The organism is Nostoc sp. UIC 10630 (assembly GCF_010747425.1).
In the GTDB taxonomy this organism is placed as follows: domain Bacteria; phylum Cyanobacteriota; class Cyanobacteriia; order Cyanobacteriales; family Nostocaceae; genus Nostoc.
The window spans coordinates 13,011-29,335 of the sequence record NZ_JAAGOG010000042.1 but is presented as its reverse complement, the minus strand read 5'-3'; the positions used below and the strand labels follow the sequence as shown (position 1 = coordinate 29,335).

General features: G+C 44.3%; 15 protein-coding genes and 1 pseudogene. 10 read left to right on the top strand and 6 right to left on the bottom strand.

What is annotated here, in order from left to right; translation table 11 throughout:
• The first annotated feature begins 8 nt into the window (after positions 1-8).
• From G1O98_RS12910 to G1O98_RS39960, 6 genes are all read left to right on the top strand, one after another.
• Entirely contained in the window at positions 9-731 is a 723-nt protein-coding gene (locus G1O98_RS12910) for a KilA-N domain-containing protein (protein ID WP_163929184.1), read from the top strand.
• 29 nt (positions 732-760) lie between these two features.
• Positions 761-1,360: an alpha-ketoglutarate-dependent dioxygenase AlkB gene (locus tag G1O98_RS12905; protein ID WP_163929183.1), complete on the top strand. Its 600-nt coding sequence runs from the start codon at positions 761-763 to the stop codon at positions 1,358-1,360.
• A gap of 115 nt (positions 1,361-1,475) precedes the next feature.
• Positions 1,476-4,688, top strand: a complete 3,213-nt coding sequence (locus G1O98_RS12900) for a plasmid replication protein, CyRepA1 family (RefSeq protein WP_163929182.1) — start codon at positions 1,476-1,478, stop codon at positions 4,686-4,688.
• A 469-nt stretch (positions 4,689-5,157) separates the two neighbouring features.
• Positions 5,158-6,270, top strand: a complete 1,113-nt coding sequence (locus G1O98_RS12895) for an L-dopachrome tautomerase-related protein (RefSeq protein WP_163929181.1) — start codon at positions 5,158-5,160, stop codon at positions 6,268-6,270.
• Between the two features lie 40 nt (positions 6,271-6,310).
• On the top strand, positions 6,311-6,772 hold the full coding sequence (locus G1O98_RS12890; RefSeq protein ID WP_163929180.1) for a YbhB/YbcL family Raf kinase inhibitor-like protein: 462 nt from the start codon (positions 6,311-6,313) through the stop codon (positions 6,770-6,772).
• On the top strand, positions 6,769-6,981 hold the full coding sequence (locus G1O98_RS39960) for a hypothetical protein (RefSeq protein WP_243458426.1): 213 nt from the start codon (positions 6,769-6,771) through the stop codon (positions 6,979-6,981). Before G1O98_RS12890 ends, G1O98_RS39960 begins: the two co-directional genes overlap by 4 nt.
• Before the next feature lie 78 nt (positions 6,982-7,059).
• Here G1O98_RS39960 and G1O98_RS39955 read toward each other — a convergent pair whose 3' ends face one another.
• The 4 genes from G1O98_RS39955 to G1O98_RS12870 all read right to left on the bottom strand — a co-directional run bounded on the left by G1O98_RS39955 (position 7,060) and on the right by G1O98_RS12870 (position 10,720).
• Positions 7,060-7,215 carry a metalloregulator ArsR/SmtB family transcription factor gene (locus tag G1O98_RS39955; protein ID WP_243458425.1) on the bottom strand — a complete coding sequence of 52 codons (156 nt, stop codon included), beginning with the start codon at positions 7,213-7,215 and terminating at the stop codon, positions 7,060-7,062.
• 160 nt (positions 7,216-7,375) lie between these two features.
• Complete coding sequence (locus tag G1O98_RS12880) at positions 7,376-7,756, bottom strand: hypothetical protein (RefSeq protein ID WP_163929179.1); 381 nt, start codon at positions 7,754-7,756, stop codon at positions 7,376-7,378.
• A gap of 339 nt (positions 7,757-8,095) precedes the next feature.
• Positions 8,096-10,258 carry an ATP-binding protein gene (locus G1O98_RS12875; RefSeq protein WP_163929178.1) on the bottom strand — a complete coding sequence of 721 codons (2,163 nt, stop codon included), beginning with the start codon at positions 10,256-10,258 and terminating at the stop codon, positions 8,096-8,098.
• A 252-nt stretch (positions 10,259-10,510) separates the two neighbouring features.
• Positions 10,511-10,720, bottom strand: coding sequence for a hypothetical protein (locus tag G1O98_RS12870; protein WP_163929163.1), 210 nt, complete (start codon positions 10,718-10,720; stop codon positions 10,511-10,513).
• A gap of 579 nt (positions 10,721-11,299) precedes the next feature.
• Between G1O98_RS12870 and G1O98_RS12865 the strand changes: the two genes are divergently transcribed.
• The 4 genes and pseudogenes from G1O98_RS12865 to G1O98_RS12845 all read left to right on the top strand — a co-directional run bounded on the left by G1O98_RS12865 (position 11,300) and on the right by G1O98_RS12845 (position 15,662).
• Complete coding sequence (locus tag G1O98_RS12865; protein WP_163929177.1) at positions 11,300-11,683, top strand: hypothetical protein; 384 nt, start codon at positions 11,300-11,302, stop codon at positions 11,681-11,683.
• 523 nt (positions 11,684-12,206) lie between these two features.
• Positions 12,207-12,468 (top strand): annotated as a pseudogene (locus tag G1O98_RS39950) (transposase); the annotation flags it as partial.
• A gap of 322 nt (positions 12,469-12,790) precedes the next feature.
• Positions 12,791-14,836 (top strand): response regulator, encoded by a 2,046-nt coding sequence (locus tag G1O98_RS12850; RefSeq protein ID WP_163929174.1) that lies wholly within the window; start codon positions 12,791-12,793, stop codon positions 14,834-14,836.
• Between the two features lie 442 nt (positions 14,837-15,278).
• Positions 15,279-15,662 carry a response regulator gene (locus G1O98_RS12845; protein WP_163929173.1) on the top strand — a complete coding sequence of 128 codons (384 nt, stop codon included), beginning with the start codon at positions 15,279-15,281 and terminating at the stop codon, positions 15,660-15,662.
• 84 nt (positions 15,663-15,746) lie between these two features.
• On the opposite strand, the gene G1O98_RS12840 is transcribed toward G1O98_RS12845, so the two are convergent.
• Both G1O98_RS12840 and G1O98_RS41125 read right to left on the bottom strand, forming a co-directional pair.
• Positions 15,747-15,932 (bottom strand): hypothetical protein, encoded by a 186-nt coding sequence (locus tag G1O98_RS12840; RefSeq protein WP_175586655.1) that lies wholly within the window; start codon positions 15,930-15,932, stop codon positions 15,747-15,749.
• A gap of 165 nt (positions 15,933-16,097) precedes the next feature.
• On the bottom strand, positions 16,098-16,313 hold the full coding sequence (locus G1O98_RS41125; RefSeq protein ID WP_345940548.1) for a hypothetical protein: 216 nt from the start codon (positions 16,311-16,313) through the stop codon (positions 16,098-16,100).
• Between the last annotated feature and the right edge of the window lie 12 nt (positions 16,314-16,325).

Here is a 16,325-nt window from a genome sequence, read left to right as displayed (position 1 = left end):
AGTTAATTATGTTGATACACAAATGGCGTGACTCAGATATCAACCAAATGCCAGAAGTTGGGCAACTAGGCAAATACAGCATACCCAAAGGCTACGTGAATGCAACTCAGATGTGCCATGCAAATAATAAGTCTTGGGGGCATTACAAAGAAAGGAAGTCCACAAAAGCTTACTGGACAGCGCTTTCAAACGACATCGGGATTCCGATATCGTCTCTTGTTATCGAAGTTGATGGTTATGGCAGTTCTCAAGGGACTTGGATTCATCCAGAAATCGCAATTGATTTAGCTCAGTGGGTTTCTGTCGAGTTCCGTATCTGGGCTAACAGAACCTTAATGAAAGTGATGATGAATCAAGGGCCTATCCAGCAGCAATCAATGACTCAAGTACAGTTACTCGCAGCGATTGCACAACAATTAGCAGAGCAAGAACAGCATTTATTCCAACAACAACAGCAACAAACTCAAATCTTGGCGAGACTCAAAGCAGTTGAAGTTGAACAAGATAGGGTGAATACACCATGCGGTCACAAATATAGTGTTGTTGGGTTCGCCAATCTTCAAGGTTTAGAAATATCGGTAAAAGAAGCGGGTACTAAAGGTCGAAAAGCCAGTGCATTGTGCAGAAAACAAGGAATAGAAATAGAACGCATTCATGACCCACGTTTTGGGAAAGTTGGTTTGTATCCAGAAAGCATTTTGGTTGAGGTTTTTAAAGCTGAACAGAACTAATAGCAGTTTCAAAATTTGAGAGAACTACCATGCAACAACTCACACTTTTCTCTGAATATGTACCAGTTTTACCCATCACTTACTACCCCGATTTTTTAGCTCTTGAACTTGCAAACGAACTCTACCAACACTGCTTGAAACTGGAATGGCAACAGAATCAAATCAGGATCGCGGGTAAAACAATGCCCGTTCCCCGCCTCGAATGTATTTATGGTGATGCTGGATGTGATTACCTTTACTCCAATAGTGTATTTTTGAAACCTCTGACTTGGACAGACAATCTGGCTAACTTGCGGGACAGAATCACTGCACTGACTGGTTACAAGTTTCGCATAGTCATCGGCAATCAATACCGCAGTGGCCAGGATTCAATCGGGTGGCATTCTGACAATGAAGCATCGATGGGATCTAACCCTGCAATCGCATCGGTAAGCCTGGGTTCATGTCGCAAATTCCAAATCAAACCGAGAAATGGCAGGGCAACGGACTTCTGGCTGGAACACGGCAGTTTGCTTGTGATGCACCCTGGCTGTCAGTCTACTCATCTGCATCAGGTTCCTAAAACCAATAAAGTCGTTAGTACCCGTATCAATCTCACGTTTCGACCGCACACGGGAGGCGGTAAATAACGCTGTAGCTGGCTATTGAGGATTTCATAGCCAGCACAAGCTCTTCACTTCAAATTGAATCGGCGGCATGGGTGCAATGCCGCTCCATTTCCATGCGTCAAAAAACAGAGGGAATATGCGTATAATCGAATCTGATTCTCAAGCTAAACATCAACAAGAATGGCTCAATAGTGGCGTTGACGAAGAAATCATTGCCCTGAATGTGCGAGCGCTGTCTGGGACTTTACCTTACGAATATCTGCTCTACAGTCCCAAAATCTCCCGTCGCAATGATGGACGATTGCGCGATCGCGATTTAAAAAAGTACCAGCACATTGAATTAGGCGGCTGGTGGTGCAATGGAGTTGACCCGCTCAACAACTACGCCCTGATGATGTGGGGCTGTTTCAAACCCGACCATCCCCGAAGAGATCGCCAGAAAATTCACAAGTTTATCAAATACGAGCATCCTTACAGAGAAGAAACACGCGCCTTCTTCCTATTAGTGCCGAATCACATTTGGGTGAAAGTTTCCAATCGTAGCGGCATTCCCATTACAGAAGAAGACCTACAACACCCCGGCGGCTTCTGGCATTGGGTTTGGCGGCACAACGTACCAGTCACAATTGTAGAAGGTGTCAAAAAAGCAGGGGCGTTACTGACTGCTGGTTATGCAGCGATCGCAATTCCTGGTGTTAACGCTGGATACCGCACCCCCCATGATGAGTACGGTAACGCTATTGGTAAACCTTGTCTGATTCCCGACTTGAAACATTTTGCAACACAGGGGAGACAGGTCAACATTTGCTTTGACCAGGACAATAAACCTGAGACAGTCCAACGGGTGAGAACCGCTATCAGTCGCATGGGACGGCTGCTGGTAAATGAAGGCTGTTCGCTGCGAGTGATTGATTTACCGTTAGGGGCAGAGAAAGGGGTTGATGATTTTATCGTTGCCAAAGGGCAGGCGGCATTTGATGCACTCTACAACACAGCCGTTGCATTGGAGTTGTGGGAGATTAAGCTGTTTACTCTGTTGACTTATCCGCCAGCGATCGCTCTCAACCAACGCTTCTTGGGCCAGCTTCTCGTCCCGGAAGGTGAAAAACTGATTATCCTCAAGGCTCCCAAAGGTACTGGTAAAACCGAATGGCTGGCAACTAAGGTGACAAAAGCCCATGACCAAGGGCAGAGGGTATTAATCATCACCCACCGTATTCAATTGGGTGAGGCACTGTGTAATCGCTTTGGTGTGAATTATGTCACAGAAGTTCGCACTAATGAAACAGGCACATTATTGGGATACGGAGTGTGCGTTGATTCGCTACATCAAGAAAGTCAGGCGCGATTCAATCCCAAGGATTGGTCAAATGATGTCATTATTATTGATGAATGCGACCAGGTATTCTGGCATTTGCTTAACTCTGGTACGGAAGTGCAAAAGCGTCGGGTATCTGTTCTCAAAAACCTCAAGCAGTTGATTCAGAATGTTTTGGGCAGTAGTCAGGGAAAGATTTATTTGTCCAGTGCCGATGTTTCCGACACGGATGTGAAGTATGTTTTATCACTCGCTGGCGAATATCGGGTTAATCCATTCGTCATCGTCAACAATTATCGGCACGTAGCCGGGAACTGTTACAACTACTCTGGCAACAACCCGAAGAATTTGATTGCAGCATTGGACAAAGCCATTACTAAAGGAGGGCATCATCTATTGTGTTGCTCTGCTCAAAAGGCAAAATCCAAATGGGGAACCCAGGCGCTTGAAGAACGGTTCCGTCGTAAATACCCAGAATTGCGAATCTTGCGAATAGACAGCGAATCTGTTGCTGACCCCTCTCATGCAGCTTTCGGTTGTATCGCTCACCTGAACGAAATTCTCACCCAGTATAATTTGGTTATCGCCTCCCCAAGTCTTGAAACTGGGGTATCCATCGACATTCGAGGACATTTTGATGGTGTATGGGGGATTTTTCAGGGGGTGCAGCCGGTTAACTCTGTGCGGCAGATGTTGGCACGGGTTAGGGAGACAGTTGACCGTCACATTTGGGTGAGAGAATGGGGGATGTCGTTTGTGGGCAATGGTTCTACTTCTATAGGGGGTTTGTTGAGAAGTCAACACGTTGCAACACAAGCTAACATTGCGCTATTGTCGGCGGCGGATAATGACGATTACAGCTTTGTTGACCAGAATTTTCAGCCAGAGTCATTGCAGACTTGGGGCAAGCGGGGTTCTGTCATCAACGTAGAAATGCGGCGCTATCGGGAATCGGTGCTTGCGGGTTTGGTCGAGGATGGGTACATGGTTATCGATACTGATGATGCCGATGATGATGAGAGTGGGGCAGTTATAGAGTCGGTTAAAGCGGCATCTGTTGAATTGTACGCTAGTGAATGTAAAGCGATCGCGGATTCTCCGACTATCTCTGATGCCGAACTTAAGAAGCTACAAGATACAAGGGCGAAAACCAAAACTGAACGACACCAGCAGCGCAAGGCTGAATTGTCCCGTCGCTACGAAATTGACGTAACCCCTGATTTGGTTGAAAAAGATGACGACGGCTGGTATCCTCAGTTGCGGATGCACTATTATTTGACACTGGGACGGAAATTTCTGAGCAACCGTGATGCGAAACGGGCTAAGGCGCAGTTAGAGGCGGGAGAGAATTCAGTTTGGAAACCAGATTTTAACAAGGGGCAAATGTTGCCGGCTGTACTGTTGTTAGAAGAACTGAATCTGTTGCAGTTGCTCACGCCGGGGGAGCAGTTGCGTTCTTCTGACGAGAAGATGCTGGAGTTTAAAGCGCTGGCTGTAAAGCATCGACACGTTATCAAGAATTACTTGAATGTTAGTATCTCGGAAAAACACACACCGATAGCGATCGCTCAGAAACTACTTGCGAAGATTGATTTGAAATTGGCTTACGTTGGTCGATTGGGTAAGCGTGAAAATCGAGAGTGCGTCTATCGGTTTGTTGCCCCTGATGATCAGCGTAATTTAATTTTTGGGCAGTGGTTAAATCGGGATGAAGTATTTTCAAGGGATTTGGTGTCAGTCACGAACAATATAGAGTTACAAACACCAGGTATTGACACAACCTCCCAAATATTAGAAGAGGTAGTGTCCAGTCCCCAAGCACAAGCCTGGAAAGGACTGAAACTGAAATTGCAGCAAGGCTTGGACAGCGCTGGCTCGTTCTACAATCAGTTAGTCTCCACAATCGGGGAGGCTGTCGGCGTTGCTGATGGAGAGCCTTACTGGAATGAGTATCTGGGGCAGTGGCAGGTTTGGGTCAGCTTTACGGACGGGTGTAAGTCTGTGGTCTGTGATTGGTTAGTAGCGGTGTAGGTCAAAGTAGTTCACTGTTTTATCCAAACCGTTACTGTGAAGCTGTTTGAGCGATCTAAAATAATACTTAATATTACTTCAATACAAAACTTTAGCTTAATAGCATCGCCAATCAACTCATCATCCGTCCAAAAGCCATTGAAGAAATAAACTTTGAGCTTTAGGGGTAGATAAATATTCTATTAATGACTCTTAAATATACAGTTGTTATCTTTCACTAGGAAGACGCGATCGCACAACTGCTTCCGTAGGATGGTAAAAGTCGATTGCTTGTAATCGCATTGCTCCCATTGCAGTTAGCTATTGCTTGTAAAGCAGTTTAGGAGTTTTGAACATTATGAATCAGAGCCAAATTCAAGCTATAGAAAGACCAGTGGAAGCGATCGCCATTAATGCCGGAGTTGGGGTCGGTGGCAAGTTCACTGAGCTAGGAGCGGCTAATAATTAATCGTAATCAGGAAAAAATCCTATGGTAAGTCAATTACAGAAGTTACCGAAAGATGAAACATTAGGCACACTGGAACCTGTTGTCCAGTTTGATGGTGCTATGCCTACAGGTGTAACGGTATCTCATCAAGGACGGATTTTTGTCAATTTTCCGAAGTGGGGTGATGAAGTTGCATTCACTGTGGCAGAAATCCAAGATGGTCGCCCGGTGGCTTATCCCAATGAGGCAATTAATCGCACAAACTCAGATAATCTTGCACAAACCCTTGTATCTGTGCAAAGTGTTGTGGTTGATCCTCGCGATCGCCTGTGGATTCTCGATACTGGTAGTCCGATGTTTCAACCGACGCAGTACGGCGGCCCCAAGCTGGTTTGCGTTGATTTAACAAGTGATCGAGTCATCAAAACGATTCTTTTTCCCCAAGATGTAGCATTGCCGACGACTTACCTTAATGATGTCCGATTTGACTTGCGGCGCGGTGCTGAGGGTATGGCATTCATTACCGATTCATCGGATCAAGGCGCGAATGGGATTATTGTTGTAGATTTGGCATCGGGTGAAAGCTGGCGCAGACTGCACGATCATCCTTCCACAAAAGCTGAAGAACTATCGAGCTTTCTACCTGTGGTTGAGGGTCGCCCATTCATGGAACGTCAACCAAATGGGTCAACCAAACCCGTCAAAATGGGGTCAGATGGAATTGCAATTAATGCAGATGGATCGCGTTTGTATTACTGTCCGCTTGCTAGTCGTCGTCTCTACAGTGTTGCGATTGATGCTCTTGTAGATCGAGCGATCGACGATCGTGGTGTTGCCGCAACAGTAATTGATGAGGGGGATAAAGGCGGGGGTGCAGATGGACTTGAATCAGATGCAGCCGGATGTATTTATGCAACGAACTATGAACACAATTCAATTCTGCGTCGTCATCCTGATGGAACATGGGAAACGGTAGTACACGATCCTCGCCTCCTTTGGCCTGATACCCTTTCAGTAGCAACAGATGGTTATCTTTACGTCACAGCTAACCAGTTGCACCGTCAACCAAACTACCAAAAGGGACGCGATTTCCGTCAGTTACCTTATAGCCTCTTCCGCATTCGCATTAATGCTCAACCTGTGCTGTTGCGATAAATTCTTCAATGCAACTAATTGTTGCTAAAGGAAATACATAATGGCGTTGAATATCAAAGATTTACAGATTCACAGCCCTGCATTTACTTCTCTTGAGCGTATCCCAAAACAGTATACCAGCGACGGTAAAAACATCTCACCTCCCTTGGAATGGAGTGGACTACCAGCCGGAACCCAGCAATTAGCACTCATCTGTCACGATCCAGATGCGCCCCTACCACAGGGGTTTACTCACTGGTTAATCTATGGAATTGGGCCAACGATTAACCAGATTGCAGAGGGAGATGCTAGTAAATTTACTGAAGGTATGAACAGTAGCAATCAGCCAGGGTATACCGGGCCTGCTCCACCAAAAGGGCATGGACTTCACCATTACTATTTCTGGTTATATGCCCTAGATGCAAAGCTTGACCTGAAGCCAAATATCAACCGTGAGGAACTACTGAATGCGATCGCTGACCATGTGATTGAGCAAGCGCGGTTGGTTGGACTCTATGAATGATCAGTCCATGCTTGGAACACAAGGGAGCGCGGCGCTTTCAAAACGCGGACGAGCGCGATCTCACGTTGAGATTGAGCATCAGTGTCATCCTCAATGTTGCTCATTTTGTTTCTCCTGAGTTTGTAATTCGTGCAGGTAATCATCAAGCCGATCAAGCCTCTGTTCCCACAATTGACGATATTGCTCAATCCAATCTGCCGCTTCTTTGAGCGGCTGTGCTTGAATCTGGCATGGTCGCCATTGAGCTTCGCTACCCCGCACAATCAGTCCGGCACGCTCTAGTACCTTTATATGTTATGTTTGGAGATTGCAGGAAGACTCATCTTAAAAGGCTTGGCTAACTCACTTACCGATGCCTCACCTTTGGCGAGGTGAGCCAGAATTGCACGCCGTGTCGGATCGGCTAGGGCAGCAAAGGTAAGGCTCAGTTGCTCAGTAGACATTTTGTTTAACCTAATGGTTAATTAACTACTAGGTTAAATGTACTATCTAAGAATGTCAAGCACCTACTTAACCCATCGCTTGAAGATGGTAGTTATGAGGATTTTCATTCATTTTGACTCCATCCTCATCGCTTCCTGGCGGTAATAAAGTCGATAAAAGTCAAGGATCGAGTTGATGCGCCTGATAGGCTAGTAAAGTGCGAAAGGCACCTGTTGTGGCAGGAAAACGACCATAACGATTGTAAATATACTTGCAGCAGGCAATCGTGGCCGCGATCGCTTGTTCAGAATATTGAGGAATCGCCGCTTGGATCGCTCGACCATCTTGCCAACCAGTTACTTTTCCTCCATCGCGAAACGTCCCTTGTTTGGCATTGTACTTATGGTCGATAAAAGCGAGTACCGCTTCTTCCATGTTTCGATAATAAGGCGGAGCGTAACTTTTGAGCAGTATCTCACCGTCTTTCTCCAGTCCTACAGGATTGGGAACGAGAGTATCTTTGCCCATCCACTGGACGATTTTCTTAGTTAAGCGGTTCATCCCGCTGATTTTGCTAAATGGAACTTGTTCAAGAAAAATAAAGGAAGACCCATCAAAATCTCCGTAACGAGATTTCAGCAGGAACGGTGTTTTGCTTGGTATCAACGCAAATATCGTCGTCTGGTTGTTAGATGGGAACGTCAAAAGATTTATTTTGACGTATTTATTGACCTAGCTACCATCCACATCTGGATTAACAAAATATTATTAGTGGGATAGATTCATTTAACCTGAGTTCAAGATAAACTGTAATGTCGATTCTGTCGTTAGTTTTGGCAGTATAAAAGCCTTATCCTTTCGTGCAAGCGATTAGATTTGATTCCTGAAGCAGAGCTGAAGTTAACTAGAACGAACTAAGTCAGAGATTGCTTTAACTAACGCTATTGGCTCGATTGGTTTGGTAATATGTCGGTCAAAGCCAGCTTTTAGTGCCTGTTGCTGATTGATTTCACCAGCATAAGCAGTTAAAGCGATGGCTTTGATCTGCCTATATTGTGGCCATAAATTTCTGAGTTGCTGTATCAACATATAACCATCAATATTAGGCATCCCAATATCACTCAGTAAAACATCAAATTTAGACTGGTTAAGTATGGTTAATGCCTCTTGTGCTGAACAAGCAGCAGTGACACTGGTTCCATGCTGCTCTAGCACAAATGCAATCAATTCCCTAGTATCAGGCTCATCATCCACTACTAAAATTTTGATCCCACTCAAATCAACAGATAAATCACACAATCTACTGGACTGAGTTTTTGCCACCTGGGGAGACATGAATGGTAATCGGATTATAAAGGTGGCTCCTTGCTCAACACCTGGACTTTGCGCCTCGATTGTGCCACCATGCAGTTCTACTAATTGGCGTGCGATCGCCAAACCTAATCCTAGCCCACCGAACTTTCTAGTGATGGAGCCATCTTCTTGGCGGAAGTAGTCAAAAATATGAGCTAGAAAGTCAGGAGCAATACCTTTGCCTGTATCGCTAACAGTAATTTGAGCCACATTGCCCATCTGCTCTAAATGGATGTTCACCTGTCCACCCGGAGGGGTAAATTTGACGGCGTTGGAGAGCAGATTCCAAATCACCTGTTGTAAACGAGTTGCATCACCTATAACCTGACCAATATTTGGTTCAAGTGCTGTTTGCAGCGTGATTGACTTAGCTTGGGCCGCCAGCTGTACCGTTTCCATTGCCCCCATAATCGTAGCTGCGAGGTCTACCGGACTGCAATTCAGGTTAAGTTTGCCTCGCAGAATGCGTGAAACATCCAACAAATCTTCTATCAGTTCTGCTTGCAATTGAGCATTGCGGTGAATAGTTGCCAGTCCTTCTTCTATCTTGGCTTCAGAGAGCTTGCGTTTTAGAAGAAGACTAGACCAGCCTAATATCGGATTCAGAGGTGAGCGTAACTCATGTGAAAGCACCGCTAAAAACTCATCTTTAACTCGGTTTGCGGCTTGGGCTTCTTCTCGTGATTGGCGTAACTCTGCTTCTGCGAGTTTATGATTAGTAATATCTATCAGTATCCCATCCCATGCGTTGCCTTCTGTCGTCGGCACAGCACGGGAACTGCCAGTAATCCATTTGAGTTTACCTGATGGCGTAATAATCCGTCCTTCCCACCGCCAGGGTAAAAAATTCTCCACAGCATAAGTGAGTGAAGATTTAAACGACGCTACATCCTCTGGATGAATTAATTCCACAAAGGAATTTCCCTCTTGAACAATCGTTTGCGCCTCCAACTCCAATAGTTCACAACAGCCGGAACTGAAAAAAGTAAACCGATAAGGATAATCTGGGCAGGGTGAGTAACGATATACTATCCCAGGCACGTTTGCTACCAGTGCCTCAAATTGAGCTTGAGTGTAATTGAGCTTTGCATGAATTGCTTGCTTTTGACGTACAGCATTCTCTGCCTTTTGATGTAAATGATTCAAACTTTGCAGAGCAGAAGTACTAAAACCTGCTAAACGGCTCATCAGCCGATGATCCTCAGCATCAAAGCGTCGTGTTTCCTGATGGGACACAATCCAAAGAGTACCTAATGGTTGATTGTTGATGTATAGCGGAATCAGCAATCCTTCAACAATGGGAAACTGTGGATAAGATAAATAACTAAAATAGCGTTCTGGATAGGTATAAAGTTGTACTTTTCCCGAAGCAAGTGTCGTCCCACAAGGGCTAAAATTTCTAGGAGTGGTAGTCTGTTCTAAAAACTCCAATGCACCTGCAATTGCTACCCAGCGAAATCTGGATTCTCCATTGGTCTGTGTTTCCAGTAAACTAACTCCCACGGTATCAGCTTGAGATAATTCCAGCCCAATTCTCACTAAAATTTTAAGAAGCAATTGTGGTTCATCACTTAAGTGATGAGACAGGGTGTGGAGAGCTTGGTTTTCAGCAACTAAGTCCGGTTGTCTTTGCGGACGATTGGCCAGTTCTGCTGTAATCAAAACTTCCGCTTCTGTGGCTGCTGGAGTAATGTTTTGAGATAAACGCATACTCTAAATATAGAACTTTAAAATCACAGCCATCTCTGTTACTTTGTAACAGTTAACAAAAAAGATAGTGAGTTTTGCTATATGTAAACAAACTCATCAGTAAAGCATCTCATATTTCTTATTTCAAAAGTATTTGAAATTATCACAAAAACACTTGCTATTTCACTAAAGATGGATGATATGGATGAATAACAAACTAATATTGGAAACTGCTACATTTACTATTACAAAGCATTCATGTTCTCTTTACTCCTACACCGGAAACCGCAGCATCATCTCCCGTAATTCCACCGCCTCACCCTCTGGTGTGTATACAACCTCATCTGACATTGCAATCACAATCCTTTGCCGCCTCGCCCACTCAACCCAAACAATTACATCTGATTTCACCTGTGCTGTCTCCGGTTTCCTTCCCCCTTTGCAAGCAGCCACAAACACAGCTAAGGCGTGACTTGATTCCAATCCTCGTTCGGAGTGCTTCTTTGAAATAAGCGATTGCTTCGCTACTCTTCCCAATCCACCAACTCTCCATCCACACAAGCAATCCCCCACTGCGGAAACATATCGACCAGAGCAAGAAGGGTCACTCGCTCTACCACAAAATGAATTTGGTTTGGATGTGATTGCTTATAGCGCTTCCGGCTATTATGCAATATAGTTTTCTTCTTGCCCCTCTCCTATCATCGCTTTCAGCTTTTAGAATGTACCTCATAGCTGGCGGAAGTGCTGTATATAGGAGCATTAAGGTACCAGGAACATAGAAGTGTTCCTCAAATACACGCTCACCTTGAATTAAAGGGTATATGTATAAGGTAAGCGTTCGGTCACGCACTTAATTGACAGATATGACGAGTTACTTTCTTTATGGCTAAAAGATAATAATTGGTTAAAAGCAATAGTGGCTAATCAAGGATGGGTGATATTAGCGAGTGATTGTTGCAGCCAGAAATTGGACATGATGTATTATGGGTAATTCGAGATTGCTTATCAGGAGAAATAATACTAGCTAAAACCTTATTATCATAGAGAAATGAAGATTTAGTGGCGTTATTATTAGAAGTAACTAATACCCTAAATGTACCAATTGAGGGCGTTGTTAGTGATAGACAACAATCAATTCGTCAAGCTGTTAGGGTAGCATTACTTAGTATTGCTCATGGTCTGTGTCATTATCATTACCTGAAGGAAGCTATTATTCCCATATATGAGGCGGATCGACATGCAAAAAAGGAATTAAAAAAAAAGGTTAGAGGATTACGAGACATTGAACGTAGTGTTGTCAATGAAGATAAGGATTTGGCGACTATTATTAAAGATTATTGCTCGGCAGTACGTAGTTCTATAACCAATGATGGTCATCCACTGTTAGAGGCATCTGGATTAAAGTTACAAGAAAATTTGACGTTGATAGAACAAAGCGATTAACGGATGGAAAAAAAAGTGCTTTACCACCACATGCAGTCAACCTAAAATACCGCCTAGCCAAAGGATTATCTGGGACTGCGTCTTTATTTTCACCTGTTAGGGTTGCATATCAGTGGGAAGATACAAGCTAGTAATATTCTTAACAATAAAATAGCTCTTGATGCTGCTGGACTCAAACAAAGTTATCAGCAACTTTTAACAGAAATGTCCCAACAAAAACGGAAAGTGATATTCATACTTGGCTCGAATTACGCTCTCAATTGCAAAAACACTACGCATTGCCAGAATTGAACAATATCGATTTCGCAGAGACCCCAAAGGTTACTTGGCTAATTTAGAGAGTCGTCTTTTCTAGTAAGTTTTATTACACTAGATAAAGCTAGTCAGGCTCTAGGTTCGGCAAGCTTATCCTTTGAATATACCCAAATGAAATCAACACGAATGAATTTATGTCATTAGGCATAAACTATTCTCAACCTATTGGATAGATGAAGCTTTCCATTAATTTATTTAAGCTTATATGATGATGGAGCAGGAAGCACTTCTTGCCCAAAAAACAGGACGCATCAGAGTAATCGTGCAGGACAACGGCCCAATACATCGGTGTAAAGAGGTACAACAATTATGGTCAAAGTGGAAAGACATGGGGAAAGTACATCTTTTTTCTACCTAAATATTGCTCGGAGATGAATCCAATTGAACTGGAGTGGCAACACCTGAAAAAACATGAACTTGCCTCGAAAAGTTTTGAGGATGAGTACTACTATTGCTTATGCTGTGATTGATGGAGTTCAAAGAAGAGGAAAAAAGGGGAACTACAGTACACAACGTGTAAAATTTAACTCTAATTCTTCTGCTTAATTCTTTATTACATACTTGTAAATTTTCTCCCCGACTTACTTAAGATTAACTTCTATAGTTTGGTTGAAATTTTTATATTTAAAGACAACAGAAAAATTCGTTGTATTAGCCTGGAATGCTATTTATAAATAAAAGATGAATTAGAGTATATTACATCACAATACACTTCAGAGATAGGGCAAGTAAATAAACTTGCTTCGGGTTGCCTTTGAAATACTTGGCTCACTTGCCTGAAAAATAGGTTTTATGAAACTGCTTATCGTTGAGGATGATAAAGATACGGTGGCTGCTCTCACCACTTCTCTGGTAGCACAGCAGTTTACAGTTGATACCGCTAGTGATAATCGATCGGCACTGGAGTTAGCTGAGGCAACAAAGTATGACCTGATCGTGCTAGATGCCATGCTACCCGATGAGAATGGAATTCGTCTGTGTCGCCAACTAAGGATGCAGAATCAGCAAGAGCCTATTTTGCTGCTTACAGGGAAGGTTGATCCGGCAGATAGGATAGCAGGCTTTGAGGCAGGAGCAGATGACTATATTACCAAACCCTACGAGCTATCAGAACTGCTAGCTCGTATTCGGGCATTACTGCGCCGAGGCAGCACAGTATTAACCAAAGTACTCTGCTGGGGTCAGTTGCAGCTTGATCCAAATAATTGCGAAGTCATGTGTCAAGGCAAAGGCTTACATCTCACGCCTAAAGAATACAAACTTTTGGAGCTATTTTTGCGACATCCGCGGCAGATTTTTGACCGAAGGACTCTGCTCGATCGCATCTGTTCGATTGATGAATGTCCTGGTGAAGAAGCTATAACAACTCAAATTCGGGGGTTGCGGCGCAAACTCCAGATGGCTGGGCTAAATTCCGATCCGATTGAAACATTGTATGGGCTGGGGTATCGGCTGAAATCTGTGCCAGAAAAACCGGAGCAGAGTCCAGAGGACGCAAAGACGCAAAGACGCAAGGATACAGAGGTGCGGGGACGCGAGGAAACAGGGAATATATTTGATAGGGTCTCCGCGTTACCCTTCGCCAGTCGCCACAAGTCTTTGCAAGTCGAGAATGTGGCATCCAAGACTCCGACTTCCTCATCGCAAAGCGGCTCAGTCCAAGGTGCTGGTTCACCATGTCTCTCCATCTCCGCATCTTCCTCATCCTACTCACTGAATGAAAATCGATATGATGCAGAGGTGGAGGCAGTGGCGGCAATTCGGCAGATGTGGCAGGATTCTCAGGAGCGATTGCAGGGCCAACTAGCAAAGTTGGAGGAAGCAATCGCCCACCTCTTTACTAAGACTCTCACCCCTGACGGACGGCAGTTCGCCCAGACCATCGCCCATCGGCTGATTGGCTCTTTGGGGGCATTTGGTATGCCGCAAGCAGCAGAACTTGCCCGCCAGATCGAACGCACCTTGAAAACACCAACGGCTGCTGTCCAATCAGAGGAAGCGGTTCAACTAAAATCGCTGCTTGGGCAACTGAGGCAAGTTATCCAGCAGTTACCTACTTTTGCTACAACAGCGCCCACTCCAGTACTGAAGTCTAGCGATCGCGTGGTTTTGTTGATTGATGATGATACTGACTTGATTGAGCGAATGCAGGCAAATGCCTCAAACTGGAGCATTCACCTGGAAACCGTCACTGACCTTACCCTCGCCCGCCAACGCCTTCAGTACCTCACGCCCGATGCCATCATATTGGATCTTACCTTTCCCAATACCACCGAAAGCGGCTTGACCCTACTGGCACAGTTGAAGCACCAATTTCCCACTATTCCTGTGCTGGTTCTGACAGGACTTGGCGATTTAACCAAGCGCGTGGAAGTCACCCGTTTAGGAGCCAACGTCTTTTTGCAAAAGCCTGCCACGCCTACCGAAGTGTTTCAAGCCGTCAGCCAACTCCTCCACCGGATTGACACTATCAATGCCAGACTGCTGATTGTGGATGACGATCCGGCATTGTTGTCCATGTTAGAAGCCCAACTGCAACCGTGGGGCTTTCAGGTCACAACCTTGGCAGATTCAAGCCAGTTTTGGCAATACTTGGAAGCCACCACTCCCGATCTGCTATTGCTGGATGTCGCTATGCCGGGGTTTAGCGGCATTGAACTATGCCAGGTAGTCAAGAGCGATCCGCGTTGGAGTCGGCTACCTGTGTTGTTGTTATCGGCTCATGCCGATGCTGATACCCTGTACCGGGCCCTAGCAGCGGGGGCAGATGACTATATCTTAAAACCAATCGTAGAAGCCGATTTGATTCAGCGAATTTTAAATTTCAATTCCTGGTAGGGATTTAAAATAAGGGACTTCCAAATAAAAAAATAACCAATCACTGTGTTAGCAGGGGAGCAGGGGAGCAGGGGGAGTAAGAAAAATAGAATTATGAATAAATTGGATAATTTATTTCTTGGAAATTCCTAATTAGTAATTGATACTTCATCCCTTAGAGCTGATTCGTAAAGAAAATCTTAAGGGTACTTAACTCATTACTAGGTCTGAGTTTCAGCGAATAAGCGCTTTATTAACTTAAATGCCTAAAACCCTTACTAGACAAGTAGTTTACTTTAGTTTACAAATTAGCTCTCAAGGGATTGATTCAAATAATGATGCTAGCGGCAATGCTACGCGAACGTACTTTGTTATTTTCCATCAATCAATTTAGAGAGAAGTTGGATCGCATGAAACCAGATTAAATCTAACGCCCCTTCATTACGAATAACGAATTGGTATTATGTCCTCTTATACAAATCGATGCATCCTGGTGATTGATGACGAACCTGACCTGTGCAGCATTGTCAAGTTCACGCTAGAACGCCTCAAAAGCTGGAAAATCCTCACAGCTGAGTCTGCACAGGCAGGACTGATGCAGGCAGAAACGCAGCAACCAGACGTGATTTTGCTCGATCTGAGCCTGTATGGTCAAGATAGACTGACTATGCTGCAATCTTTGAAAACTAATCCGACTACGCAGTCGATTCCGGTTATCTTGTTTACCGCCACAGACCCGTCAGACGATTCGCTAGGATTTGACCCCTCTGAATTTGCTGGAGTGATCCTGAAGCCGTTCAATGTCTTGCAGCTTGGCGAGCAGATTATTGAGCAACTGGGGTGGTGAGGTTAGAGTGCAATGCCTTTTTTATGGAAGAGACGCAAAGCAAAGAAAGGGGATACGGAGATATTTCATATCAAATCCAGTTAATCACTTAATTAAGGGTGTGAGTATCAACGGATGCTGACGTACCCATGATTCCACTGCACAAAGTCTGTGATCTGCCTGAGTCAATATATAAGTCAATAATAATACTGCCAGTTGACCGTAACTCAAACCCTGACGATTGCCGTGCGGCGTTGGTAATTCAAGGTCTAGCAAAAACTGGATCTGCATTTGTAACAACCAATGAATGATCACTGGAAGATCATCTACTCGCTCTGATGTAGTACTTTGCAACTGTTATCTAGCCGCCTCAATTATTAGTGAATACCTTTGCAGACTACACTTTCAGGCTGCTATTTGGCTATTCTATTTGTGAAATGAGCGAACCGACCGTTGTTAACGATGATGCTTGTGAAGTTGTTCATAATCCTCAGGAGTATCTACATCAATAACTCCCTCAGCAAAATAAATGCTTGAACAGTTTGAATAATGCTGACGAATGATTTTTCTAGCACCGATATCATCCTGAAGAAGAGCTAGTTCTGAAAATAACGTTTTGTGAAATATAGTAGAAACACCAAGGATACCCGCGTATTCCGAAGCAACTATCATCGAATTTGTAGC